Genomic DNA, 25464 nt, shown 5'->3' on the forward strand with positions numbered 1-25464 from the left:
ATCAGCCGGCGCGGCTCAGCGGGCGAGCCGCGCGAGCAGCTCGTCGTGCAGCGCGCCGTTGGTCGCGAGCGCCGACCCGTGCCACGGGCCCGCCTGGCCGTCGACCGAGGTGAAGCGCCCGCCGGCCTCCTCGATCACCGGCACGAGCGCGGCCATGTCGTAGGGCTTGAGGTCGAACTCGGCGACCGCGTCGACCTTCCCCTCCGCGAGCAGCACGTAGCTCCACGCGTCGCCGTACGAGCGCGCGCGCCACACCTCGCGCTGGAGCGCGACGAGGTCGTCGAGCCTGCCCGCGCCGTCCCAGCCCTGGATCGCGTTGTACGAGAGCACCGCATCCGCGAGCGCCGCCACGCCCGAGACCCGCAGGCGGCGGGGCTCGGCGGGATCGGTCCACGCGCCGGAGCCCTGCGCGGCCCACCAGCGTGCGCCGAGCGCGGGTGAGGAGACGACGCCGACGACCGGCCTGCCCTCGACCGCGAGCGCGATGAGGGTCGCCCAGATCGGCGCGCCGCGCAGGAAGTGCGCCGTGCCGTCGATCGGGTCGACGATCCACTGCCGCGCCGCGTCGCCCTCGATGCCGAACTCCTCGCCCAGGATCGCGTCGCCCGGGCGCTCCTCGGCGAGCATGGTGCGGATGCGCTGCTCGACCGCGCGGTCGGCGTCCGTCACGTGCGTCGTGTCGGCCTTCGTCGTGATCTCGAGGTCCTGCGCGCCGAAGCGCGCCATCGAGATCGCGTCGGCGGCGTCGGCGAGCCGGAGCGCGAGGGCGAGGTCGTCGTCGTAGCGGGTCACGCCCTCCAGCGTAGGGCGCGCGTCACTCCTCGTGCCGCTGCTGGCGCGCGGCGACGAGCGTGCCGAGCAGCCGCTGCATCGAGTCGACGCGGCGCTGCCCGAGCCGGCCCTCGCGCGCGGCGATCGCGAGCTCGCAGTACTCCTCGCCGACGAGGTGCGAGCAGCCGCGCGGGCAGTCCTCCGCGACTGCCGCGAGGTCGGGGAAGCCGCTCAGCACGTTGGCCGTCGCGACGTGGCCGAGGCCGAAGGAGCGCACGCCGGGCGTGTCGATGATCCAGCCGGAGCCGAGCTTGAACGAGACGGTCGACGACGAGGTGTGCCGGCCGCGGCCGGTGACGGCGTTCACGTGGCCGACCGCCCGCATCGCGCCCGGCACGAGCGCGTTCACGAGCGTCGACTTGCCGACGCCCGAGTGGCCGACGGCGACCGTCGTGTGCCCGTCGAGCCGCTCGCGGAGCGCCTCGACGGGAGGGTCCTCGATCGACGACTGCCACACCTCGATGTCGAGCCCCTCGAAGTGGGCGAGGAAGGGCGCGGGATCGGCGACGTCGGTCTTCGTGACCACCATGACGGGCGTGATGCCGGCGTCGAGCGCCGCGACGAGGTAGCGGTCGACGAGCGCGGGCCGCGGCTCGGGATCCGCGGCCGCGACGACCATGAGCAGCACGTCGGCGTTCGCGACGATGACGCGCTCGACGACGTCGGTGTCGTCGGCCGATCGCCGCAGCACGGTCGCGCGCGGCTGGATGCGCACGATGCGGGCGAGCGATCCCTCCTCGCCGCTCGTGTCGCCCACGACGTCGACCCGGTCGCCCGCCACGATCGCCTGCTTGCGCAGCTCCCGGGCGCGCGCGGCGCTCACGACGGCCTCGTCGGGCTCGCCGACGCGCACGGCGAGCGTGTAGCGGCCGCGGTCGACCGCGGTCACGATGCCCGTGATGGCGTCGTCGTGCTCGGGCCGCTGCTTCGACCTCGGCCGGTTCGCCTTCGGGTTCGGCCGCTCGCGCACGCTCGACTCGTCGTACTCGTCGTACGGGTCCTCGTAGTCGCCGAGCCAGCTCATGCGCCCCTGCCGCCCGATCCGCTGCCGTCGGTTCCGGCGAGCATCGCGCTCCACAGCTCCGGGAACTCCGGGATCGTCTTGGCCGTCGCACCGATGTCGTCGACCTCGACGCCCGGCACGCGCAAGCCGATGACGGCACCGGCGGTCGCGATGCGGTGGTCGTCGAAGGCGCGCCACGGGCCGCCCGCGAGCGGCGCGGGCTCGACCCTGATGCCGTCGGCCAGCGCCTCCGCTCGCCCGCCGAGCGCGGCGATGTCATCGACGAGGGCGCGGATGCGGTCGGTCTCGTGCCCGCGGATGTGGCCGATCCCCGTGACCTCGACGGGCGCGGACGCGAGCGCGCCGAGCGCGACGATCGTCGGCGCGAGCTCGCCCGCCGCGTGCATGTCGAGGCTCGCGCCGGGGATCGCGCCGCCGACGGCCTCGACCGTGAGGCACCCATCCGAGAGCCTCGACGTCGCGCCGAACGGCTCGAGCAGCTGCGGGAGCAGCGCACCGACCTGGGTCGTCTCGGCCGGCCAGCCGTCGAGCACGACGCGGCCGCCGATCGCGACCACGGCGGCGAGGAACGGCGCGGCGTTCGAGAGGTCGGGCTCGATCCGCTCGTCGAGCGCCGCGATCGGGCCGGGCTCGACGCGCCACGACGCGTCGCCCACCCGGCGCGCGTCGACGCCGCGCTGGCGCAGCGCCTCGAGCGTCATCTCGATGTGGGGGAGCGAGGGCAGCCGCTCGCCCCGGTGGTGGAGCGTGAGGCCGTCGTCGAAGCGCGCGCCGACGAGCAGGAGCGCCGACACGAACTGGCTCGAGGCGCTCGCGTCGATCTCGAGCTCGCCCCCGCGCACGCTCCCGGGACCGCCGGTGCCGCGCGCGCCGTGCACGGTGAAGGGCAGCCGCGGCTCCTCGGCGTCGACGCGCACGCCGAGCGCGCGGAGGCTCGCGATCGTCTCGGCCATGGGCCGCTCGCGCGCGTGCGGGTCGCCGTCGAACGCCACGGGGCCGTCGCCGAGCGCCGCGACGATCGGGAGGAAGCGCATCGCGGTGCCCGCGAGCCCGCAGTCGATCGAGGAACCGCCCCTGATGGGGCCGGGCGTCACAGCCAGGTCGGGGCCGAACCGGCCGTCGCCGGGCGTCTCGCGGATCGTCGCGCCGAGCGACCTGAGCCCCTCGACCATGATGCGGGAGTCGCGGCTTCGCAGCGGCCGGTGGAGCGTCGAGCCGCCGTCGGCGAGCGCCGCGAGCAGCAGCGCCCGGTTGGTGAGGCTCTTCGAGCCCGGCAGCTGCACGCGCGCGTCGAGCCGCGAGGTCGCGGTGGGGGCCGTCCAGGGCCGGGAATGATCGGGGTTCGGCATCGGTTGCAATCTATCGGTCGGAGGCGGAAGCAGAGGAGGTGCCTGTGCCGACAGCGACACTAGACTCGCCCGCGATGGCAAGCGAGCAGACAGAGCCCGAGCAGACAGAGCCCGAGCAGACAGAGGCGGCGAGGCGCGACGACTTCGCGGAGCAGGCGATGCAGTACGCGGATCAGCTCTACGGGGCGGCGATGCGCATGACGCGCAACCCCGCCGACGCGGCGGACCTCGTGCAGGAGACGCTGCTCAAGGCCTACGCGGCATACGGCTCGTTCAAGCAGGGCACGAACCTGCGGGCGTGGCTCTACCGCATCCAGACCAACACCTACATCAACACCTATCGCAAGCAGCAGCGCCGGCCCTTCGAGGCGGCGCTCGACGACATGGCGGAGTGGCAGATCGGCGATGCCGAGTCGTTCACCGCGACCGCTGCGCGCAGCGCCGAGGCCGAGGCCATCCACCGCATGCCCTCGGGCGTCGTGAAGGATGCGCTGCAGGAGGTTCCCGAGGACTTCCGCATGGCGGTCTACTGGGTCGACGTCGAGGGGCTCAGCTACGCCGAGACCGCCGAGGTCATGGAGACCCCGATCGGCACCGTCATGAGCCGGCTGCACCGCGGCCGCAAGCTGCTGCGAGGCCTGCTGGCCGACTACGCCCGGGAGCAGGGCATCGCCGTGCAGGATCCCACCGTGAAGGAGAAGAAGCCGTGAGCGAGACGCCGGCCCTCGAGATGACCGAGGGGAAGAAGGACTGCGCCGAGGCGCGCGCCGCGCTGGAGGAGTTCCTCCACAACGAGCTCTGCGCCGAGGATGCCGCAGACGTGCGCGCGCACCTCGAGGAGTGCGAGGAGTGCTCGGCCGAGCACCACGTGGGCGAGATGCTCACGGCGGCGCTCCAGGGCGCGTGCAAGGACCGCGCTCCCGAGGAGCTGCGCGCGAAGCTGCTCGCGTCCCTGCGCGCCGCGCAGGCCCAGCACGGCTGACGGGCGAGACGAGACGCAGGGCGGGACCGCATCGGTCCCGCCCTGCGTCGTCTGAGCATCACGCGGCCGCGCGCGCGTCCTCCTCGAGCGGCGTGGACGCATCCTGCACCGGGATCGAGCCGGTCGCGGGACGCCGCGCGCCGTCGCCGAGGTAGCGCTCCGTGCCCGCGAGCGTGAGGAACGCGGGGTACGCCTCCTCGAGCGCGGTCTCGCGGAACAGCTCGATCGCCTCGCGGAACCGGTCGTCCTCGCCGTCGGCGAACGACGGGGCGAGGTCGGCGACGATCGCCTCGCAGCGCTCGCGCGTGACCGTGCGGCCGTCGCTCGTGACCGACTCGTTGTGGATCCACTGCCACACCTGCGAGCGCGAGATCTCGGCGGTGGCGGCGTCCTCCATGAGGGAGTGGATCGCGACCGCGCCGTGGCCGCGCAGCCATGCCTCCATGTAGCGGATCGCGATCTCGATGTTGGAGCGCAGCCCCGCGTCGGTGATCTGGCCCTCCGTCGTCGAGAGGTCGATGAGCGCGGTCGCATCGACCTCGACGTCCTCGCGCGAGCGATCCAGCTGGTTCGGCCGGTCGCCGAGCACGGCGTCGAAGGCGGCCCGGCACGTCGCGACGAGCCCCGGGTGCGCGACCCACGAGCCGTCGAAGCCGTCGGCGGCCTCGCGCGACTTGTCTGCGGCGACCGCCCGCAGCGCCCGCTCCGTCGCCTCGGGATCCCTCGCGCTCGGCACGAACGCCGCCATGCCGCCGATGGCGTGCGCACCTCGGCGGTGGCACGCCCGCACGAGCTGCTCGGTGTAGGCGCGCATGAACGGCGCCGTCATCGTCAGCTGCGAGCGGTCCGGGAGCACGAAGTCTGGCCCGCGCAGGCGGAACGCCTTGATCATCGAGAACAGGTAGTCCCACCGGCCCGCGTTGAGGCCGGCCGAGTGCTCCCGCAGCTCCCAGAGGATCTCCTCCATCTCGAACGCCGCGGTGATCGTCTCGATGAGCACCGTCGCGCGGATCGTGCCGCGATCGATGCCGAGCCGGTCCTGGGCGAGCAGGAAGACGTCGTTCCACAGCCGCGCCTCGCGGTGCGACTCGAGCTTCGGCAGGTAGAAGTACGGTCCGCGGCCGCGCGCGATGAGCTCGCGGGCGTTGTGGAGCACGTGGAGGCCGAAGTCGACGAGCGAGCCCGACATGGGCTTGCCGTCCACGAGGATCCGGTGCTCGTCGAGGTGCCAGCCGCGGGGCCGCACGACGATCGTCGGGGTCTCGGCCCGCGTGACCCGGTACTCCTTGCCCTCCGGGCTCGTGAACGCGATCCGGTCGCGGATCGCGTCCTGCAGGTTGACCTGGCTCGCGATGACGTTCCGCCACAGCGGGCTCGACGCGTCCTCGCAATCGGCGAGCCACACCTTGGCTCCCGAGTTGAGGGCATTGATCGTCATCTTCCGCTCGATCGGGCCCGTGATCTCGACTCGGCGGTCCTCGAGCCCTGGCGCGGGCGGGGCGACCCGCCAGCTGTCGTCCTCGCGGATGTGCGCGGTCGATGCCAGGAACCCCGGCGTCTCGCCGTCGGCGAGCGCGGTGCGGCGCTTCCGGCGGTCCTGCAGCAGCTGCTGCCTCGTGCACTCGAACGCGTCGTGCAGCTCGAGCAGGAAGGCGAGGGCCTCGTCCGTGAGGACGCGGTCCTGCCCCTCGGCGTGGTCGGTGATGCGGATGCGGTCCATCGTCGTCCTCCTTCGTCGTGCCGTGCGGATCAGTGGAACTGCTCGGACTCGGTCGAGCCCGCGAGCGCGAGCGTGCCCGAGTCGGGGTTGAGGGCGGTCGCGACGAGGTCGAACCAGCCGGTGCCGACCTCGCGCTGGTGCTTCGTCGCGGTGTAGCCGCTCGCCTCTGCGGCGAACTCGCGCTCCTGCAGGTCGACGTACGCGGTCATGTGCTGCTCCGCGTAGCCCTTCGCGAGGTCGAACATCGAGTGGTTGAGCGCGTGGAAGCCGGCGAGGGTGATGAACTGGAAGCGGTATCCCATCGCGCCGAGCTCGCGCTGGAACCTGGCGATCTCGTCGTCGTCGAGGTGCTTCTTCCAGTTGAACGAGGGCGAGCAGTTGTAGGCGAGCAGCTGGTCGGGGAACTGCGCCTTGATGCCCTCGGCGAAGCGGCGGGCCACCTCGAGGTCGGGCTTGCCGGTCTCCATCCAGAGCAGGTCGGCGTACTCGGCGTACGCGAGGCCGCGGGCGATGCACGGCTCGATGCCGTTCCGCACCTCGTAGAAGCCCTCCGCGGTGCGGCCGCCGGTGAGGAACGGGCGGTCGCGCTCATCCACGTCGCTCGTCAGGAGCGTCGCGGCCTCCGCATCGGTGCGGGCGATGATGACGGACGGCACGCCCTCGACGTCGGCCGCGAGGCGCGCCGCGTTCAGCGTCCGCACGTGCTGCTGCGTCGGGATGAGCACCTTGCCGCCGAGGTGGCCGCACTTCTTCTCGCTCGCGAGCTGGTCCTCCCAGTGCACGCCCGCGGCGCCGGCCGCGATCATGGCGCGCATGAGCTCGAACGCGTTGAGCGGTCCGCCGAAGCCCGCCTCGGCATCCGCGACGATCGGCGCGAGCCAGTCGGCGACGGTGCGCTTGCCCTCGCTGCGCTCGATCTGGTCGGCGCGCTGCAGCGCGTTGTTGATGCGTCGCACGACCGCCGGCACCGAGTTCGCCGGGTAGAGCGACTGGTCGGGGTAGGTCTGCCCCGCGAGGTTCGCGTCGGCGGCGACCTGCCAGCCCGAGAGGTAGATCGCCTCGAGTCCCGCCCGCACCTGCTGCACCGCCTGGTTGCCGGTGAGCGCCCCGAGCGCGCGGACGGGCGTCTCATCGGTGTGCAGCCGCTCGAAGAGGCGCTCGGCCCCGCGGCGCGCGAGCGTGTGCTCCTCGACCACCGAGCCGCGCAGCCGCACGACGTCGGCCGCCGAGTAGTCGCGCTGCACGCCGCTCCAGCGCGGGTCCGCCGCCCACTCCAGCTCGAGCTCGGCTGCCTCTGCGGCCATCCGGGGGTCCTGCTGCTCCATCACGGTGTCCTCCTGTCGTGTCGCCGAGCCCTCGCCCGGCGCTGTCCTGATCTCACTGTGCGGGCAGGATGCGCGCTCCGGTGCGGGTTTGCGGCATGAAGATCTGCATTCCTGCCAGATGGTGCAGGAGTGCCGTATGGTGCTCGCATGACCGCACCTCGCGCATCCGCGCCGCCCGCCTCCTCGCCGGCGTGGGAGCGCCCCGCGCGCGACTCCGCGGTGGCCCCGCCGCACGTCGACGCGCTGCAGCTCGGGAAGGCGCTCCGGCATGCGCGGAAGCAGCGCGGCATGACGCTCGATGCCGTGCACGCGGCGATCGGCCTCGCGCCGTCGCAGCTCTCGGGCTTCGAGACCGGCAAGCGCGAGGCCCGCTTCTCGCAGCTGCAGCAGCTCGCGGCGCTCTACGGCGTCGGGCTCGACGAGCTCACCGGCACCGCGCCGCCGTCGCGCCGCGCCGCGCTCGAGCTGCGTGTCGAGCGCGCGATGCAGTCGTCGATGTGGCAGCAGAAGCGGCTGCCGACGATGCGGGTCGGGCCCCGCACGCCCGACGACGTGCTCGAGACGATGCTCGCGCTCGTCGACGAGCTCGAGCGCGTCGCGGAGGAGCGCGTCGCGACGCCCGAGGAGGCGCGGCGGGCGAACGTGCGGCTGCGCGCCGAGATGCGTGCCCGCGACAACCACTTCCCGGAGATCGAGGCGGAGGCCGCGGCGATGCTCGAGCGTGTCGGCTACCAGTCCGGCCCGCTCTCGCAGCACCTGATCGCGGCGATCACGGAGCGCCTCGGCTTCTCGGTGCACCACGTCGGCGACCTGCCGCACTCGACGCGGTCGGTGACCGATCTCAAGCGCAAGCGCATCTACCTCTCGCGCTCGTCGCGCACGGACCACGACCCGCGCTCGGTGCTGCTGCAGGCGCTCGGGCACCACGTGCTCGGCCACTCGGTGCCGGCGGACTACGGGGCGTTCCTGCGGCAGCGCATCGAGACGAACTACTTCGCCGCGGCGCTGCTCATGCCCGAGCGGACCGCGGTCGCCTTCCTCGCCGCGGCGAAGGACGAGCGCCAGCTCGCGGTCGAGGACCTCCGGGATGCGTTCGCGGTCTCGTACGAGGCGGCGGCGCACCGGCTCACGAACCTCGCGACCGTGCACCTCGGCATCCCGCTGCACTTCCAGAAGGTGCACGAGTCGGGGATCATCTACAAGGCCTACGAGAACGACGGCGTGACGTTCCCCGCCGACCACACGGGCGCGATCGAGGGCCAGCCGGTCTGCAAGCGGTGGACGAGCCGCGAGGTCTTCGACGCGGCGGACAGGGTCAACCCCTTCGAGCAGTACACCGAGACGCCGGCGGGCACGTTCTGGTGCACCGCGATGACGGAGCGCAGCGCGCAGGGCGAGTTCTCGCTCTCGATCGGCGTGCCGTTCTCGCAGGCGCGCTGGTTCCGGGGTCGCGCGACGAAGGAGCGCTCCGTCTCGCACTGCCCCGACCCCTCGTGCTGCCGCACGCCCCCGGTCGAGCTCGCCGAGGCGTGGGCGGGGCAGGCGTGGCCGAGCGCCCGCGCGCACTCGCACCTGCTCGCAGCGCTCCCGCCGGGCGCCTTCCCGGGCGTCGACGAGACCGAGGTCTACAGCTTCCTCGCCTCGCGCGACTAGAGGTGATGCGCACGGACGGGACGTCTCCGCGAGGCTCTGCTCGGTGCTTCGAAGAGCGAGCGGCGAGCGCAGCGCCCGGCCGGCTGCAACGCCTACGCCCGCCACCGAGCACGCCCCGCCATCGGCGGCTCACGCATCGGCAGGAGCAGCCGAGTCGCGCCGCGTCGGCGCCGCTCAGTACGCGCCCGCCGGATGCGCGACGACCCGTGCAGTCCGGAAGATGATCATGAGGTCCTCCATGACCGACCAGTTCTCGACGTAGCGCAGGTCGAGCCGCACGCTCTCCTGCCAGGTGAGGTCGCTACGACCGCTGATCTGCCACAGACCCGTGATGCCAGGCTTGAGATAGAGCCTGCGCGCGGCGACCTCGTCATAGCCGGTGGCCTCGTCGGGCAGGGGCGGGCGCGGGCCCACGACGCTCATGTCGCCGCGCAGTGCGTTCCAGAACTGCGGGAGCTCGTCGAGCGAGTGGCGCCGCAGGAACGTGCCGACTCGAGTGATCCGCGGGTCGTCCTTCAGCTTGAAGAGGGGCCCGGCGGCCTCGTTGAGCGGGCGGAGCTCCTCGAGGCGCTGCTCGGCGTCGACGTGCATGGTGCGGAACTTGAGCATCGCGAAGCTCTGTCCGTCGCGACCGATGCGCCGCTGTCGGAAGAGCACCGGGCCTGGCGAGTCGAGCTTGATCGCTAGCCCGATGGGCACCGCCACGACGCCGAGGACGAGCAGGGCGGAGGCCGACACGGCGATGTCGAGCGCTCGCTTGAGCGCATGTCGGCCGCCCTCGAACGTGGGGATGCGCACCTGGATGAGCGGCAGCCCGTCGACAGGTCGGAACGAGATCCGCGGCCCGGCGACATCGGTGAGCCGTGAGAAGAGCACCAGCTCGGCGCACGTGCCCTCGAGCTGACGGCGCACGCGCGTCAGGTATTCGGGATCCGCCTCGGTGCTCGCTGCGAGGATCACGGTGTCGGCACTCATCCGCTCGGCGCTCTCGGCGACGCTCACGGCGGTCGAGAGCACGGGCACGCGACGACCGCGCAGCTCCAGTGGCTCTCCGGCATGGTCGCGCACCGCTGCGCCGACGACGTGGAAGCCGAGCTCGTCGGTTGCGCCGAGCCGCTCGAGCACGTACGCGATCTCGCCGTGATCTCCGACGAGGATCGTCCGCGAGGCCCACTCTCCTTCGCGCCGGCGGGCGATGAGCTGCCGACGCCACTGCCAGCGCCCGACGAGCAGGCCGAGCAGGCCGAGCGGGATCGCCGTCAGCAGCTGCAGCCGGAGCTCCGGCCAATCGACGACCAGAGCGGCGGCTGCCAGCACGGCGAACGCGAGGCCTGTCGCGTGCGCCACGCGGCGGTACTCGGTTGCGCCGGCGCCCAGCACCGCCGCGTCGCGAGAGCGGATCGCCGCGAGCATGGAGAGCCACACGAGCGCGGTGAACCCGGGAGCCGCGAGCTGCTGCTCGAGCGCTGCAGGGGCGAGACGTGTCGCGACGGCGCTCGCGAACGCTGCTGCCAGCGAGGTCACGCCCAGTACGACGAAGAGGTCAGTGACGAGCAGCCGGCTGCGCGCACGCCGCTCCCAGCGCAGCCGACGAGTGAGCGTCGGAGTCGAGCGGGGTGACTGCGCACTCGGAAGCGCGAGCGGCACCGCCGCGGTCGCAGCCCTCCGCCGGTGGCCGCCCGGCGCGAACGGCGGAGCGACCGTCGATCCTGCTGCTCTCTGCACTCGACACCACCGCTCTCGCATCCGGGCGTGTCCGCCCAATCGGATAACACTGTTTCGAACGGTATGAGCGAACCCCGACAGCGGCAAGCGCAGATCCCCGCGCGACGGGAATCGTGCGGGGATCTGCGGGTGCGCTTGAGCGGTTGCTCAGCGCGACGTGAAGCCTCTCAGACCGGATGCGGATTCGTGCATCATCCCCGGAATGGGCCGGGGATGCCCGCATGCCTTGGAGGCGCGGGAGGCGTCCGGGATCCGCTGCGTGGTCGCGGCGCCGCCGAAGATCATCCGGCTGGCCGGGGAACCGGTCAAGACCGACGCCGGCGGCGCGCTGCTGCTGCTGCGACACGGGGTCGTCTACGACGGCGACACTCGGACGGGCAAGCACCACGCGAGCCTGCGCCGCATCCGCAAGCAAGGCCTCGACCGCGCCGGAGGCGGCACGCTGGCCGCGTCCGATGCGGCGTTCGACGCGGTCACGCCCACACTCGCGCGCCGGGACCGGCTCGATGCGGGGATGCAGGCGATGGCCGCCGACTCGCCGTCCACGGACGTGACCAGGCGGCTCGCGTGCCTGGGCGGCGTCTCCGCCTCGGACCGATCACGAAGAACGGCAACACCACCACGCCCGCCGGCTGCTGATCGAGGCCGCATGGCGCCGCAAGAGCGTCTACCGGCCCGGGAAGACGATGACCGACCGACGGGCGATGGCGCCAGCCCACGTCGCCGCCCGCGGCGATGCTCGGCGGTGAGCAACCGTTCCTCGCGGAACGGTCACGCTCGACCTCAGACCAGCCAGAGCGCTCCCGCCGAAGCCAGGGGCATGCGGTCTCCGAACCCGCGCACTTCCGACTGGCCACGCGTCGCAAGACACGCCACAACCCCCCCCCGCCGCCCGACAGACGAGGAAGCGCCGCCGAGCATCGAGCCCGGCGGCGCTTCACCCTGCCACTTGACAGCAACGGCTACACGTCAGCCGAGCGCCGACTCCAGGATCGCGGCGAGCTCTTGCGAGGATCGCTTCGCCGAGCCGGTCGCGGGGCTCGCGGATGCGGGGCGCCCGACGACCTTGAGCGTGCGGCCGTGCAGGTGGCGGGGGAGCGCGAGGTGCATGAACGGCCACGCGCCCTGGTTGAGCGGCTCCTCCTGCACCCACACGAGCTGCGCGTTCGGGTAGCGGTCGACCGCGTCGTTGATCTCGTCGATCGGCAGCGGGTAGAGCTGCTCGACCCGCACGAGTGCGACGTCGCCGCGGCCGCGCTTGGCAGCCTCGGCCTTGAGGTCGTAGTGGATCTTGCCCGAGTGCAGCAGCACGCGCGTGACGGCGCCGGCGTCCTGCACCTGCTGGTCGTCGATCACGGTCTGGAACGCGCCGCTCGTGAAGTCCTCGAGCGCGCTCGTCGCGTCGCGGAGCCGCAGCATCGCCTTCGGCGTGAAGACGATGAGCGGGCGGCGCGGCCGGGCGTACGCCTGGCGGCGGAGCAGGTGGAAGTGGTTCGCCGGCGTGGACGGCCGCGCGATCGTCATGTTGTCCTCGGCCGCGAGCTGCAGGAAGCGCTCGATGCGGCCCGACGAGTGGTCGGGGCCGGCGCCCTCGTAGCCGTGCGGCAGCAGCAGCACGAGCGAGGAGTGCTGGTTCCACTTCTGCTCGGCCGAGGCGATGAACTCATCGATCACGATCTGGGCGCCGTTGGCGAAGTCGCCGAACTGCGCCTCCCACAGCACGAGCGCGTCCGGCCGCTCGACCGAGTAGCCGTACTCGAAGGCCATCGCGGCGTACTCGCTCAGCAGCGAGTCGTAGATCGACAGCCGCGCCTGGTCCTCGCCGAGGTTCGCGAGCGGCAGCCACTCCTGGCCGTTGTTCCGGTCGTGCATGACGGCGTGGCGCTGCACGAACGTGCCGCGACGCGTGTCCTGCCCCGACATGCGCACGGGCGTGCCCTCGAGCAGGAGCGATCCGAGCGCGAGCAGCTCGCCGAACGCCCAGTCGACGCCGCCCTCGCGGCTCGCCTTGACGCGCTTGTCGAGCACCTGCTTGACCTTCGGGTGCACGGCGAAGCCGTCGGGGGCATTGCCGTGCGCGTCGCCGATCGCGGCGATGACGGATGCGTCCACCCCGGTCGACTCGGGCTCGCCGGCGGCCTGCTGGAACACGGCGGGCGTCACGATCGGCATCGAGCCGGTCGCGGCCGCGTGGGTCTCCATGAACGCCTGCTCGAGCTTCCCCTGGAAGTCGGCCTGCGCCTCCTGGTACTCGTCCTCGGTGATGTCGCCGCGACCGACGAGGTTCTCGGCGTAGAGGGTGCGCACCGAGCGCTTCGCCTCGATGAGCGAGTACATGAGCGGCTGCGTCATGGTGGGGTCGTCGCCCTCGTTGTGCCCGCGGCGGCGGTAGCAGATGAGGTCGACGACGATGTCGCGCTTGAACTCCTGGCGGTACTGGAAGGCGAGCTCCGCGACGCGCACGACGGCCTCGGGGTCGTCGCCGTTCACGTGCAGGACGGGCGCGTGGATCGCCTTCGCGATGTCGGTCGCGTAGGTAGACGAGCGCGACTCGGTCGGCGGGGTCGTGAAGCCGACCTGGTTGTTCACGACGAGGTGCACGGTGCCGCCCGTCTGGTAGGCGCGCAGCTGCGAGAGCTGGTGCGTCTCGAACACGACGCCCTGGCCGGCGTTCGCCGCGTCGCCGTGCACGAGGATCGGCAGCACCGACTGCTCGCCGTTGCCGAGCCGGTCCTGCTTCGCGCGCACGATGCCTTCGAGCACGCCGTTGACGGCCTCGAGGTGCGAGGGGTTCGCCGCGAGGTAGACCGGCACGGTCGAGCCGTCGGCCGCGGTGAACTCGCCTTCGTTGCCGAGGTGGTACTTCACGTCGCCCGAGCCCTGGAAGACGGCGGCGCCCTCGAACTCCTGGAACACCTGGCCGTAGGTCTTGCCGGCGATCGACGTGAGCACGTTGAGGCGGCCGCGGTGCGGCATGCCGATCGCGACCTCGTCGAGGCCCGCGGCGGCCGCGCCTGCGAGCACGGAGTCGAGGAACGCGATCATCGACTCGGCGCCCTCGAGCGAGAAGCGCTTCTGGCCGACGTACTTCGTCTGCAGGAAGGTCTCGAACGCCTCGGCCTCGTTGAGCTTGCGCAGGATGCGCATCTGCTCGTCGTGCGTCGGCTTGACGTACGGCACCTCGAGGTGGCTCTGGAACCACTGGCGCTGCGCCGGGTCGGGGATGTGCATGTACTCGACGCCGATCGTGCGGCAGTACGAGTCGCGCAGCACGCCGAGGATGTCGCGCAGCAGCGCCGAGCGCTTGCCGCCGAAGCCGCCGGTGACGAACTCGCGGTCGAGGTCCCAGAACGAGAGCCCGTGCTGCTCGATCTCGAGGTCCGGGTGCGTGCGCTGCACGTACTCGAGCGGGTCGATGTCGGCCATCAGGTGGCCGCGCACGCGGAACTGGTTGATGAGCTGCGCGACGCGCGTCTGCTTCGAGAGCTCGTCCGACTCCCGCACCGACACATCCGTGGCCCACTTGATGGGCTCGTAGGGGATGCGGAGGTCGGCGAAGATGCCGCGGTAGAAGTCCCGCTCGCCCACGAGCAGCCCGTGCACGATCTTCAGGAACTCGCCCGAGCCGGCGCCCTGGATGACGCGGTGGTCGTAGGTCGACGTCATGGTGACCGTCTTGCCGACGCCCGACTCGGCGAGCCGCTCGGGGCTCGCGCCCATGAACTCGGCCGGGTAGTCGAGCGCGCCGACGCCGATGATGCAGCCCTGGCCTTGCATGAGCCGCGGCACGGAGTGCACGGTGCCGATGCCGCCCGGGTTCGTGAGCGAGATCGTCGTGCCGGCGAAGTCGCCCGCGTCGAGCTTGTTCGCGCGCGCCTTCTTCACGAGTGCCTCGTAGGCGGCGACGAACTCCGAGAAGTCCATCGACTCGCAGCCCTTGATGCTCGGCACGAGCAGCGCGCGGGTGCCGTCGGGCTTCGGGATGTCGATCGCGATGCCGAGGTTCACGTGCGGCGGGGCGACCATCGCGGGCTTGCCGTCGATCTCGTCGTAGTAGACGTTCTGGCTCGGGAAGGCCTTCAGCGCTTGCACGAGGGCGTAGCCGATGATGTGCGTGAACGACACCTTGCCGCCGCGCGTCCGGCGCAAGTGGTTGTTGATGACGATGCGCTGGTCGATCATGAGCTTCGCCGGCACGGTGCGCACGCTCGTCGCGGTCGGCACCGAGATCGACTTGTCCATGTTGGCGGCGAGCGTCTTCGGCATGCCGCGGAGCGTCGTGACGACGGGCTCGTCGGCCTTCCGCTCCTCGCCCTTCGCCGTCTGCTTGTCGCTCGCCGTCGGGGCGTCGGCGGGCACGGGCATGGGGCGCGCAGCCTGGCGCGTCGTCTTCGCGACGATCGTGCCGTCGGCCTTCGTCGGCGAGGGCGTCTCTGCCGGGCCCATCGCGTCGGCGCGCGACGAGTCCTGCGTCGCCTGCGCCTCGCCGGAGTCGACGGGCTTCGGCGTGCGCGACTCGGCGCGCACGGGCTGGCGCGGCGGCGCGGGCTGCTTGGGCGCGGCGGGCGCCGCGGTAGCGGGGGCCGCAGCCTCGGCCGCGGGCGCCGGAGCCTTGGGCGTCTCGCTCATGCTCGTCTCAGCCTCGCCGGAGGAGCGCTGCGCTGCGTAGCGCTCGAGGATTGGCCACCACGACTGGGCGACGGAGCTCCTGTCCTTGACGAACAGCTGGTACTGCTCCTCGACGAGCCACTCGTTCGCTCCGAAATCGCTGTCGTCCGCAGGGCTGGACACGGTATCGATCGCCTCTTCCGATTCTCGCGGGCACGCCGCAGGCACTCCGCGGCGACACTGCCGACAAGCATAGTGGCGCGCGCTGGTCGCTCAGCGCGTCACGCCCGCGGCACGAGTCCGAGCTCGGCGAGATCGACGCCCGCAGCCTCGACCGCGAGCAGCATGACCTCGCGGCGCCACACGACGCGCGGCTCGAACCGCAGCGGCATGCCGGCCTCGGCGGGCGTGCGGTCGCCCTTCGCGCCGTTGCACGCGACGCACGCCGTGATGGTGTTGAGCCACGTCGACTCGCCGCCGCGCGAAGCGGGGTGGACGTGGTCGATCGTCGCGCCCGGCGCCTCGCAGTAGGCACACCGGCGCCCGTCGCGGTCGAGCACGCCGCGCCGGCTCCACGGCATCTTGTCGTACAGGCGCGTGTGCGGGATCCGCACGTAGTCGTTGAAGACCACGACGCGCGGCACCGGGAGCTCGATCGAGTTCGAGCGGATCATGCCGTCGGCCGCGAGCATGATCTGCGCGCGCTCCTTGACGAGGAACGCGACCGCGCGCTGCAGCGAGGCGACGCCGATGGGCTCGAGCGTCGCGTTGAGCACCACCACTTGCGCTGTCATCGCGGATCTCCAGCACCATCGTGCCGCACGCGGGCTATGAAGCGCATGTGGGACGCGCGCACTAGCGTGCAGGCATGGATCTCGCGGTCGTGCCGCTCGAGCGCGGCGCCCGCATCGCGGTGGCCGCGCTCGAGCCGGACGGCGCGACGGATGCGCGGATCCACGAGGCCGCGCGGGTCGCGGACGACGAGCGGCTCGGCTCGTCGGGCGCGCGCCTCGTGTGGCAGGACGCGCGCGCCATCGCTCCAGCACTGCTCGACGCGGGCGTGCGCATCGAGCGGGTGCGCGACCTCCGGCTCGTGCACCGCATCCTCGTCCACGCGAGGAGGGTCCCGCTCGAGGAGCGCTGGTCGCGACCGCTCGACGCGGGGGCGGACGCGCTGTTCTCGCTCGCCCCCGAGGCGGAGGGCGTCCCGGCGGTCGCCGAGCAGCTGCGCGCGCAGGAGGCGGCGATCGGCGACGACGCGGGGCTCGCGATGCTCGCGGCCGCCGAGTCGATGGGCGCGGTCGTGGCGGTCGAGCTCGGCCGCGAGGGCCTGCCGTTCGACGTCGCGCGGCACGACGCGCTGCTCGTCGAGGCGCTCGGCGAGCGCTCGACGGGACGGCCGGCTCGCATGGAGGAGCTCGCCGCCGAGGTGCGCGAGGCGCTCGGCGAGCCGGGGCTCAACCCCGACTCGCCGCAGGACGTGCTGCGGGCGCTCCGCCGCGCTGGCCTCGACGCGAGCTCGACCGCGCGATGGGAGCTGCGCGACCTCGACCATCCCGTCATCGAGCCGCTGCTCGCCTACAAGCGGCTCGCGCGCCTGCACACCGCGAACGGCTGGGCGTGGGCGAAGCGCTGGGCGCGCGTCGACGAGCGCGGGCGCACGCGGCTGCGGATCGAGTACGTGCCGGGCGGGGTCGTCACGGGCCGCTGGGCGACGGAGGGATCGGGCGCGATGCAGATCGCCCGCCAGATCCGCGGTGCCGTCGCCGCGGAGCCCGGCATGCGCCTCGTGGTCGCCGACGCGGCGCAGCTCGAGCCGCGCGCCCTCGCCGCCCTCGCGCGCGACGAGGGCCTCGCCGAGGCGGGGCGCGGCGCCGACCTCTATCGCGCGCTCGTCGACCGCGGCGTCGTCGCGAGCCGCGAGCAGGCGAAGCTCGGCATGCTCGGCGCGCTCTACGGCGGCACCCGCGGGCAGGCGGCGCTCGTGCTGCCGCGGCTCGCGCGCGCCTATCCGCGAGCGATGGCGGCCGTCGAGTCGGCGGCCCGCGCTGGCGAGCGGCGCGAGCGCGTGCGCACGTGGCTCGGCCGCACCTCGCCCGAGCCGCCGCGCTGGTCGAACGACGAGCGAGGGGCCGCGCAGGCGCGGGCGTGGGGACGCTTCACGCGCAACTTCGTCGTGCAGGGCACGGCGGCGGAGTGGGCGCTCGCGTGGATGGCGGGCGTGCGCCGCGCGATCGCCGACGTCGACGGAGCCGCGCTCGTGTGCTTCCTGCACGACGAGGTGATCGTGCAGGCGCCCGAGGCAGACGCGGAGGCGGTGGCCGAGGCGATCCGCGACGCTGCGTCGCTCGCCGGGAGGCTGCTGTTCGGCGACTTCCCGATCGAGTTCCCGGTGCAGACGGCGGTCGTCGACGACTGGGGCCGGGCGAAGGGCTGAGGCGGCGGCGCTCTACCCTGGGAGCATGCGCTTCATCGACGACGTCCCGGAGCACGACCTCACCTACTCCGACGTCTTCCTCGTCCCCAGCCGCAGCGACGTGGGATCGCGCATGGCGGTCGACCTCGCTCCCGATGACGGCACGAGCGCGACGCTCCCGATCGTTGCGTCGAACATGAACTCCGTCACCGGCCCGCGCATGGCTGCGACGCTCGCGCGCCGCGGCGGGCTCGCCGTGCTCACCCAGGACCCGCCGCTCGAGCAGACCGTCGCGTCGATCGCGTGGGTCAAGGCGCAGCCGATCGCGCTCGAGTCGCCGCACCGCGCGGCGCCCGGCGACGTCGTGCAAGAGGTGCTCGAGCGCGTGCCCGCGCTCGAGGGCCACGCGGTCGCGGTCGAGGATGCCGACGGCACGCTGCTCGGCGCCATCCCGGCGGAGCGGCTCGGCCACGCGCTGCCCGACGCGACGCTCGGCGACCTGCTCCACTCGCGCCTGCCCGAGCTCGCGCCCGCCGACGTCACCGACGGCCGGTCGATGTTCGCGGCGCTCGAGCGCGAAGGGGTCGGGGTCGCGCCCGTCGTCGACGACGGCCGGCTCATCGGCTTCGCCTCGCGGCTCGGCGCGCTCCGCGCCGACATCTACCGGCCCGCGCTCGACGACGGCGGCCGGCTGAGCGTCGCCGCCGCGGTCGGCATCAACGGCGACCCGGGCTCGAAGGCGCTCGCGCTCGTCGAGGCGGGCGCCGACGTCATCGTCGTCGACACCGCGCACGGCCACCAGGCGGGCATGCTGCGCGCGCTCGAGGCGGTGCGCGCGGCGGTCGGCGACGAGCTCCCGATCGCGGCGGGCAACATCGTCTCCTCCGACGGCGTGCGCGATCTCGTCGCCGCGGGAGCCTCGATCCTCAAGGTCGGCGTCGGCCCGGGCGCGATGTGCACGACCCGCATGATGACCGCCGTCGGCCGCCCGCAGTTCTCGGCGGTGCTCGACACGTCGGCGACGGCGATCGAGCTCGGCGCGCGCGTGTGGGCCGACGGCGGCGTGCGCTACCCGCGCGACGTCGCCCTCGCGCTCGCGGCCGGCGCGCCGAGCGTCATGATCGGCTCGTGGTTCGCGGGCACGATCGAGGCCCCCGGTCGCCTGCAGCGCGACGCGCAGGGGCGCTTGTTCAAGGAGTCGTGGGGGATGGCTTCGACGCGCGCCGTCGTCGGCCGCTTCGGGCAGCTCGACGCCTACGAGCTCGCGCGCAAGCAGCTCTTCGCCGAGGGCATCTCGACCTCGACGATCCTGCTCGACCCCGCGCGGCCGAGCGTCGAGGACCTCGTCGACATGATCACGGCCGGCGTGCGCTCCTCGTTCACGTACGCGGGCGCCGATTCGGTGCCGGCCTTCCGCGAGCGCGCTCGGGTCGGCGTGCAGTCCGCGGCGGGCTACGAGGAGGGCAAGGCGCTGCCCGTGTCGTGGTGACGCCCAGGGTTGGAACCCATGCCGAGGCCGAGGGGATGCGCCGAGGCGTTCCTCTAGAATGTCGCCGTGAACGACGACCACAGTCATAGTCCGCGGCCGGAACCGACCCGTTGATGGATGCGCTGCTCATCGGCATCGGCGTCATCCTCACGATCGGGACCGGCCTCTTCGTCGCGAGCGAGTTCGCGCTCGTCAACCTCGACCGCGCAGATGTCGAGGCGCGCCGCGACCGCGGCGAGAAGCGCCTCGACGGCACGATCAAGGCGCTCCGCCAGACCTCGACGCACCTCTCGAGCGCGCAGCTCGGCATCACGCTCACGACGCTCCTGACGGGCTACACGATGGAGCCCGCGATCTCGCGGCAGCTCTCGCCCGTGCTCGTCTCGTGGGGGCTCGCCGAGGGCGTCGCCGGGCCGCTCTCGAGCGTCATCGCCATGACGGGCGCGACGATCCTCTCGATGATCATCGGCGAGCTCGTGCCCAAGAACCTCGCGCTCGCGAAGCCGCTCGGCACCGCGATCGGCGTCACGCCGTTCCAGCGCGCCTTCACCGCGGTGTTCCGGCCCGCGGTGCTCGGGCTCAACGGCTCGGCCAACGGCATCCTCCGCTCGATCGGGCTCGAGCCGAAGGAGGAGCTCTCGGGCGCACGCACGGCGGAGGAGCTCTCGACGCTCGTGCGTCGCAGCGCCATGGAGGGCGCGCTCGACGTCGGCGCCGCGACGCTGCTCTCCCGCACCCTGCGATTCTCGGAGCTCTCGGCGGGGGACGTCATGACGCCCAGGCCGCGCGTGCAGGCGATCGAGCGCTCCGCATCCGTCGCCGACCTCGTGCAGCTCGCGCACCAGACGGGCCTCAGCCGCTTCCCGGTCGTCGACGGCGACCTCGACGAGGTGCTCGGCATCGCGCACGTCAAGCAGGCGATCTCGGTGCCGCGCGAGCGGCGCGCCGACGTGCCGGTCGCGGCGATCGCCGAGGAGCCGCACCGCGTGCCCGAGTCGGTGCACCTCGACGCGCTGCTCGGCGACCTCAAGGAGCGCGGCTACCAGATGGCGGTCGTCGTCGACGAGTACGGCGGCACCGCCGGCATCGTGACGCTCGAGGACCTCGTGGAGGAGGTCGTCGGCGAGGTCTCCGACGAGCACGACCGGATGCACGTCGAGGTCGTGCGCGGTCCGGGCTGGGTGACGTTCCCCGGCTCCTTCCGGCCCGACGAGCTGCTCGAGCGCGCGCGCGTCGCCGTGCCCGAGGAGGGCCCGTTCGAGACGGTCGGCGGCTTCATCATGGCCGAGCTCGGCACCCTGCCGAGCGTCGGCGACACCGTGCGCGTCGAGGGCGGCACGCTCCGCGTCGACCGCGTCGACGGGCGCCGCGTCGACCGCGTGCGCTTCATCGAGGATGAGCCGGCACGCGAGGCAGCGGAGCGGGAGCGATGAACGACTGGCTCGGCATCGTGTGGCTCGTCATCCTGCTCGCGGCCAACGCGTTCTTCGTCGGCGCCGAGTTCGCGGTCATCTCCGCCCGCCGCAGCCAGATCGAGCCGCTCGCCGACCGCGGCCACCGCGCGGCGAAGCTCGCGCTGTGGGCGATGGAGCACGTCTCCCTCATGCTCGCGATGTGCCAGCTCGGCATCACGATCTGCTCGCTGCTCATCCTCAACGTCTCCGAGCCGGCGATCCACCACTTGCTCGAGGGACCGCTCGAGTGGACGGGGCTCGCGCCCGAGGCTGTCTCTGTCGTCGCGTTCGTCATCGCGCTGCTGCTCGTCACCTACCTGCACGTCGTGCTGGGCGAGATGGTGCCGAAGAACGCGGCGTTCTCGGTGCCCGACCGCGCCGTGCTGCTGCTCGCGCCGCCGCTCGTACTCGTCTCGCGCATCTTCAAGCCCCTCATCTGGGCGATGAACGAGGTCGCGAACGGCATCCTGCGCCTGTTCCGCGTGCAACCGGTCGCGGAGGCCGCGAGCGCGTTCACGATCGACGAGGTCGAGACGATCGTCGAGACCTCGAAGCGCGAGGGCGTGCTCTTCGACCCGACGGGCGCGATCTCGCGCACGTTCGAGTTCACCGAGCGCCGGGTGCGCGACGTCGCCCTGCCGCTCGACGAGATCGTGACGCTCCCCGCGGGAGCGACGCCGACCGACCTCGAGGCGGCGGTGCGCGAGCGCGGGTTCTCGCGCTACGTCGTGTCGGATGCCGAGGGCATGCCGAGCGGGTACGTGCACATCAAGGACGTGCTCGGGGCCGACGACGCCGAGATGGACGTGCCCGTGCCGGCCAAGCGCATCCGCCAGCTCGCCTCGATCTACCAGGACGCGGAGCTCGAGGACGCCCTCGCGCTCATGCGCTCGACCGGCGCGCACATCGCGCGCTCGTTCGACGCGAACGGCGACACGACGGGCCTGCTGTTCCTCGAGGACATCATCGAGGAGCTCGTCGGCGAGGTGCGCGACGCGACCAGGAGGCTCTTCTGAGCCAGGCTCCGGCGGGCCAGCCTCGAGCGGGCCAGCCTCGAGCGTGGCAGCCTCGAGCGCGCCAGCCTCGAGCGTGGCTGTGGCTCGCGTTCGGCGGCGTGCACGCGCTGCTCGCGATCCTCGCCCTGCCGAGCGTCTCGGACGCCTACGGCGACGTGCTCGCGGTCTACCCGTTCTGGGTCGAGCAGGGGCTCGGCGCCGAGGGGCGCCCCGGGCAGTGGCTCGGCGTCGACGTGCCGTGGGTGTACCCGCTGCTCGCGTGGGCGCCGATCCTCGCCTCGAGCGCGTTCGGCACCGCGGCGCTGCCGCTCGTGTGGATGCTCCTCGTCACGGCCCTCGATGCGATCGCGTTCGCGCTGCTGCTGCGGGTGCCGCGCGGCATCGTCATGGCGTGGACGTGGCTCGCGCTCCTCGTCGCGCTCGGCCCCGTCGCGCTCGCGCGCATCGACACCGTCGTCGTCGCGGTGTGCGTCATCGCGATCGTGGCGCTCCGCAGCGACCGGCCGGGCGTCGCGGCGGCCCTGTTCACGATCGGCGCGTGGATGAAGGTCTGGCCGGGCGTGCTGTGGCTCGCGCTGCTCGTCGTGCGGCGCGAGCGGATGCGCGTGCTCGCGGCGGGCGCGCTCGTCTCGGCCGCGGTGCTCGCGCTCGCGGCGCTCGTCGGCTCCGAGCATGCGCTGTCGTTCCTCACCGAGCAGGACGATCGCGGCCTGCAGATCGAGGCGGTCGCGGCGACGCCCTACTTGTGGCTCGCGAGCGCGGGCGAGGCGCAGGTGCTGTTCGACCGGCAGATCTACACGTTCCAGGTCGAGGGCGACGGCGTCGGCACGGTCGCGGCGCTCGCGACCCCGGTGCTCGTCGCGGGGGTGCTCGCGATCGGCGCGCTCGGCGCGCTCGCCGTGCGCCGCGCGCACCGGCGGGAGGCGATCGTGTGGCTCGCGGTCGCGCTCGTCGAGGTGATGATCGTGACGAACAAGGTCGGCTCGCCGCAGTTCGTGCTGTGGCTGTTCGTGCCGGCGCTGCTGCTCGCCGAGGCGGGCGCGAGGCGGCACTGGATCGGCGTCGGCGCGATCGGGCTCGTCGCGGCGCTCACGCAGCTGCAGTTCCCGTGGACCTACGACTGGCTCGTCGCGGCGCACCCGGCGGCGGTCGCGCTCCTCACGGTGCGGAACGCGCTCCACGTCGCGCTCCTCGTCGGGGCGGTGTGGATGCTCGTGCGGGCCGCGCGCGTCGGCCCGGTCGGCGTGTCAGCCCAGCAGCGTCGACAGCAGGTCGCCGACACGGCCCGACTCGATGAGGAACGCGTCGTGCCCGAAGCCGCTCTCGAGCACGACGGGCTCGGCGCCGGAGACGCTCGTCGCGATCCCTGAGGCGAGCCGCCGTTGGTCGGCGACCGGGAAGAGCCGGTCGCTCGAGATGCCGACGACGAGCGTCGGCGCCGTGACGCGCTCGAGCGCCGCCTCGACGCCGCCGCGGCCGCGGCCCACGTCGTGCGTCGACATCGCGTCGACGAGCCGCACGTAGGAGCCCGCGTCGAAGCGCCGCGTGAAGCGGTTGCCGTGGACGTCGAGGTACGACTCGACCTGGAACCGCCCGCCGTGCAGCGGGTCGACGCTCGACTGCCACTCGCGGCGGAAGCGCTCGTTGAGCTCTTGCTGCGAGCGGTACCCGAGCATCGCCATGCGGCGCGCGAGGGCGAGGCCGCGAGCGGGGCCCGCGTGGCCGGGCAGGTCGTAGAAGTCGCCGCCGAGCCAGCCGGGGTCGGTCGTGACGGCCTCGATCTGCAGGGCGTTCTGCGCGATCTGGTCGGCGCTCGTCGCGGCGTTGGAGGCGAGGAGCGCGGCTCGACCGGTGCGCTCGGGGTGCGCGACGGCCCACTCGAGCGCGTGCATGCCGCCCATCGAGCCGCCGACGACCGCGTGCCACTGCCGGATGCCGAGCTGGTCGGCGAGGCGCCGCTGCGCCTCGACCTGGTCGCGCACCGTCACGCGCGGGAAGCGCGAGCCCCACTCGCGGCCGTCGCGGTCGAGGGAGGCGGGCCCCGTCGAGCCCTGGCAGCCGCCGAGCATGTTCGGCGCGACGACGAAGCAGCGGTCGGTGTCGATCGCGCGGCCGGGGCCGACGACGTCCTCCCACCAGCCGGCCGTCGCGTGGCCGGGGCCTGCGGGTCCGCGCACGTGGCTGTCGCCCGTGAGCGCGTGCAGCACGAGCACCGCGTTGCTCGCGCGCTCGTCGAGGCGACCCCACGTCTCGAACGCGAGCACGGCATCCGGGATCGTCCCGCCCGACTCGGTCTCGACGTCGCCGATGCGGGCGAAGCGCCGCTCGCCGGGGTCGTCGCCCGGCCGCCACGCGCCCGTGACGGGCACGGGGCGCGCGTCGGGCCCGGCGTCGAGCCCCGTGTCGACGAGCCGTGCGGCGGGCACGCGAGCGGCCGGCTGCGCGTCGTCGCTCAGCTGCCAGTCCACGCGTGCCCGCCGACCGCTCGTGCCGTCCGTGCTCAGGCGTTCGCCGAGAGCTCCGCCGACTTCGCGGCGGCGGCCTCGAGGCCGCGGCCGAGGTCGGCGATGAGGTCGTCGACGTGCTCGATGCCGACCGAGAGCCGCACGAGGCCGGGCGTGACGCCCGCGCTCAGCTGCTGCTCGGGCGTGAGCTGCGCGTGCGTCGTCGATGCCGGGTGGATGACGAGCGAGCGCACGTCGCCGATGTTGGCGAGGTGGCTGAAGAGCTCGAGCGACTCGACGAGCGCCTTGCCGGCCTCGACGCCGCCGCGCAGCTCGAACGAGAGCACGGCGCCCGTGCCGCGCGGGGCGAGCTCGCGGCCGCGCTCGTGCCACGGGCTCGACTCGAGGCCCGCGTAGTGCACGGCGGCGACCTGCGGGTGCGCCTCGAGGAAGCGGGCGACGGCGGTCGCGTTCCCGACGTGGCGGTCGAGGCGCAGCGAGAGCGTCTCGATGCCCTGCAGCAGCTGCCACGCGGTGTCGGGCGCGGCGGAGGCGCCGACGTCGCGGAGGAGCGTGACGCGCGCCTTCAGGATGTAGGCGATCGCGTCGCCGAGCGCCTCGGTGTAGGTGACGCCATGGTACGACTCGTCGGGCGTCGTGAGGCCGGGGAACTTGTCGGACTCCGACCACGCGAAGCGGCCGCCGTCGACGATCGCGCCAGCGACGACCGAGCCGTGGCCGCCGAGGAACTTCGTCGCCGAGTGGATGACGATGTCGGCGCCGTGCTCGAGCGGGCGGATGAGGTAGGGCGTCGCGATCGTGTTGTCGACGATGAGCGGCACGCCGGCGTCGTGGGCGACGCCCGAGACGCCCGCGATGTCGAGCAGGTTGATGCGCGGGTTGCCGATCGTCTCGGCGAACAGCAGCTTCGTCTCGGGGCGGATGGCGCGGCGCCACTCGTCGAGGTCGTCCTGGTCCTCGACGAACGTCACCTCGATGCCGAGCCGCTTGAGCGTGAAGTTGAAGAGGTTGTAGGTGCCGCCGTAGATCGACGACGACGAGACGATGTGGTCGCCTGCGCTTGCGATGTTGAGCACGGCGTAGGTGCTCGCGGCCTGGCCCGATGCGAGCAGGAGGGCGGCGCTGCCCCCTTCGAGCGCTGCGAGGCGCTGCTCGACGACGTCGTTCGTCGGGTTCATGATGCGCGAGTAGATGTTGCCGAGCTCGGCGAGGCCGAAGAGGCGGGCAGCGTGCTCCGTGCTGTCGAACACGTACGAGGTCGTGCGGTAGACGGGCGTGATGCGCGCCTTCGTCGTCGGGTCGGGCTGCGCGCCCGCGTGGACCTGGAGGGTCTCGAACTTCCAGTCGCTCATGGTGTGCTCCTTGCGGGTCGATGCCGAGCTGGGTCGTGCTCCATCGTGCGGTCGA

17 protein-coding genes and 1 pseudogene are annotated in these 25464 nt (G+C 72.8%); 8 read left to right on the plus strand and 10 right to left on the minus strand.

Annotated elements, in window-relative coordinates; translation table 11 throughout:
- Nucleotides 1-15 precede the first annotated feature (15 nt).
- Genes hisN through aroA form a run of 3 tightly spaced genes read right to left on the minus strand, consistent with a single transcriptional unit; the run spans nt 16 to nt 3204 of the window.
- Complete coding sequence (hisN, locus tag ACP7BI_RS07700; protein ID WP_425844827.1) at nt 16-792, minus strand: histidinol-phosphatase; 777 nt, start codon at nt 790-792, stop codon at nt 16-18.
- Between the two features lie 22 nt (nt 793-814).
- Entirely contained in the window at nt 815-1855 is a 1041-nt protein-coding gene (gene rsgA, locus ACP7BI_RS07705; RefSeq protein ID WP_425844828.1) for a ribosome small subunit-dependent GTPase A, read from the minus strand.
- Nucleotides 1852-3204, minus strand: a complete 1353-nt coding sequence (gene aroA, locus ACP7BI_RS07710; protein WP_425844830.1) for a 3-phosphoshikimate 1-carboxyvinyltransferase — start codon at nt 3202-3204, stop codon at nt 1852-1854. Before aroA ends, rsgA begins: the two co-directional genes overlap by 4 nt.
- A 74-nt stretch (nt 3205-3278) precedes the next feature.
- On the opposite strand from aroA, the gene ACP7BI_RS07715 reads away from it, so the two are divergent.
- Both ACP7BI_RS07715 and ACP7BI_RS07720 read left to right on the plus strand, forming a co-directional pair.
- Nucleotides 3279-3914: a sigma-70 family RNA polymerase sigma factor gene (locus ACP7BI_RS07715; protein ID WP_425844832.1), complete on the plus strand. Its 636-nt coding sequence runs from the start codon at nt 3279-3281 to the stop codon at nt 3912-3914.
- The gene (locus ACP7BI_RS07720; RefSeq protein ID WP_425844833.1) at nt 3911-4186 is read left to right on the plus strand and encodes a zf-HC2 domain-containing protein; all 276 of its coding nucleotides are present in this window, start codon (nt 3911-3913) and stop codon (nt 4184-4186) included. The genes ACP7BI_RS07715 and ACP7BI_RS07720 overlap by 4 nt, the downstream gene beginning before the upstream one ends.
- A 58-nt stretch (nt 4187-4244) precedes the next feature.
- Here ACP7BI_RS07720 and aceB read toward each other — a convergent pair whose 3' ends face one another.
- Together aceB and aceA are read right to left on the minus strand one after the other, a co-directional pair.
- Complete coding sequence (gene aceB, locus ACP7BI_RS07725) at nt 4245-5906, minus strand: malate synthase A (RefSeq protein WP_425844834.1); 1662 nt, start codon at nt 5904-5906, stop codon at nt 4245-4247.
- A 29-nt stretch (nt 5907-5935) separates the two neighbouring features.
- Nucleotides 5936-7231, minus strand: coding sequence for an isocitrate lyase (gene aceA / locus ACP7BI_RS07730; RefSeq protein ID WP_425844999.1), 1296 nt, complete (start codon nt 7229-7231; stop codon nt 5936-5938).
- 147 nt (nt 7232-7378) lie between these two features.
- Here aceA and ACP7BI_RS07735 point away from each other — a divergent pair, with 147 nt between their 5' ends.
- Nucleotides 7379-8884 (plus strand): helix-turn-helix domain-containing protein, encoded by a 1506-nt coding sequence (locus ACP7BI_RS07735; protein ID WP_425844836.1) that lies wholly within the window; start codon nt 7379-7381, stop codon nt 8882-8884.
- Nucleotides 8885-9058: 174 nt separating this feature from the next.
- Here ACP7BI_RS07735 and ACP7BI_RS07740 read toward each other — a convergent pair whose 3' ends face one another.
- From ACP7BI_RS07740 to ACP7BI_RS07750, 3 genes are all read right to left on the minus strand, one after another.
- A complete protein-coding gene (locus tag ACP7BI_RS07740; protein WP_425844837.1) occupies nt 9059-10531 on the minus strand; it encodes a sugar transferase in 1473 nt (490 codons plus the stop codon).
- 1047 nt (nt 10532-11578) lie between these two features.
- Nucleotides 11579-15400: a multifunctional oxoglutarate decarboxylase/oxoglutarate dehydrogenase thiamine pyrophosphate-binding subunit/dihydrolipoyllysine-residue succinyltransferase subunit gene (locus ACP7BI_RS07745; protein WP_425844838.1), complete on the minus strand. Its 3822-nt coding sequence runs from the start codon at nt 15398-15400 to the stop codon at nt 11579-11581.
- Between the two features lie 98 nt (nt 15401-15498).
- Nucleotides 15499-16011: an HNH endonuclease gene (locus ACP7BI_RS07750; protein WP_425844839.1), complete on the minus strand. Its 513-nt coding sequence runs from the start codon at nt 16009-16011 to the stop codon at nt 15499-15501.
- Between the two features lie 74 nt (nt 16012-16085).
- Between ACP7BI_RS07750 and ACP7BI_RS07755 the strand changes: the two genes are divergently transcribed.
- The 5 genes and pseudogenes from ACP7BI_RS07755 to ACP7BI_RS07775 all read left to right on the plus strand — a co-directional run.
- Nucleotides 16086-17654 carry a bifunctional 3'-5' exonuclease/DNA polymerase gene (locus ACP7BI_RS07755; RefSeq protein ID WP_425844840.1) on the plus strand — a complete coding sequence of 523 codons (1569 nt, stop codon included), beginning with the start codon at nt 16086-16088 and terminating at the stop codon, nt 17652-17654.
- A 25-nt stretch (nt 17655-17679) separates the two neighbouring features.
- Nucleotides 17680-19122, plus strand: a complete 1443-nt coding sequence (locus tag ACP7BI_RS07760; protein WP_425844841.1) for a GuaB1 family IMP dehydrogenase-related protein — start codon at nt 17680-17682, stop codon at nt 19120-19122.
- A gap of 113 nt (nt 19123-19235) precedes the next feature.
- Nucleotides 19236-20555 carry a hemolysin family protein gene (locus ACP7BI_RS07765; RefSeq protein ID WP_425844842.1) on the plus strand — a complete coding sequence of 440 codons (1320 nt, stop codon included), beginning with the start codon at nt 19236-19238 and terminating at the stop codon, nt 20553-20555.
- The gene (locus tag ACP7BI_RS07770; protein WP_425844844.1) at nt 20552-21592 is read left to right on the plus strand and encodes a hemolysin family protein; all 1041 of its coding nucleotides are present in this window, start codon (nt 20552-20554) and stop codon (nt 21590-21592) included. The genes ACP7BI_RS07765 and ACP7BI_RS07770 overlap by 4 nt, the downstream gene beginning before the upstream one ends.
- Before the next feature lie 242 nt (nt 21593-21834).
- Nucleotides 21835-22542: pseudogene (locus ACP7BI_RS07775) on the plus strand (glycosyltransferase 87 family protein); the annotation flags it as partial.
- Nucleotides 22543-22839: 297 nt separating this feature from the next.
- Here ACP7BI_RS07775 and metX read toward each other — a convergent pair.
- Both metX and ACP7BI_RS07785 read right to left on the minus strand, forming a co-directional pair.
- Nucleotides 22840-24060, minus strand: coding sequence for a homoserine O-acetyltransferase MetX (metX, locus tag ACP7BI_RS07780; protein WP_425844846.1), 1221 nt, complete (start codon nt 24058-24060; stop codon nt 22840-22842).
- Between the two features lie 32 nt (nt 24061-24092).
- Nucleotides 24093-25409 (minus strand): bifunctional o-acetylhomoserine/o-acetylserine sulfhydrylase, encoded by a 1317-nt coding sequence (locus tag ACP7BI_RS07785; RefSeq protein ID WP_425844848.1) that lies wholly within the window; start codon nt 25407-25409, stop codon nt 24093-24095.
- Nucleotides 25410-25464: the final 55 nt, after the last annotated feature.

This window comes from Agrococcus sp. TSP3-2-1 (assembly GCF_049897585.1).
GTDB lineage: Bacteria > Actinomycetota > Actinomycetes > Actinomycetales > Microbacteriaceae > Agrococcus.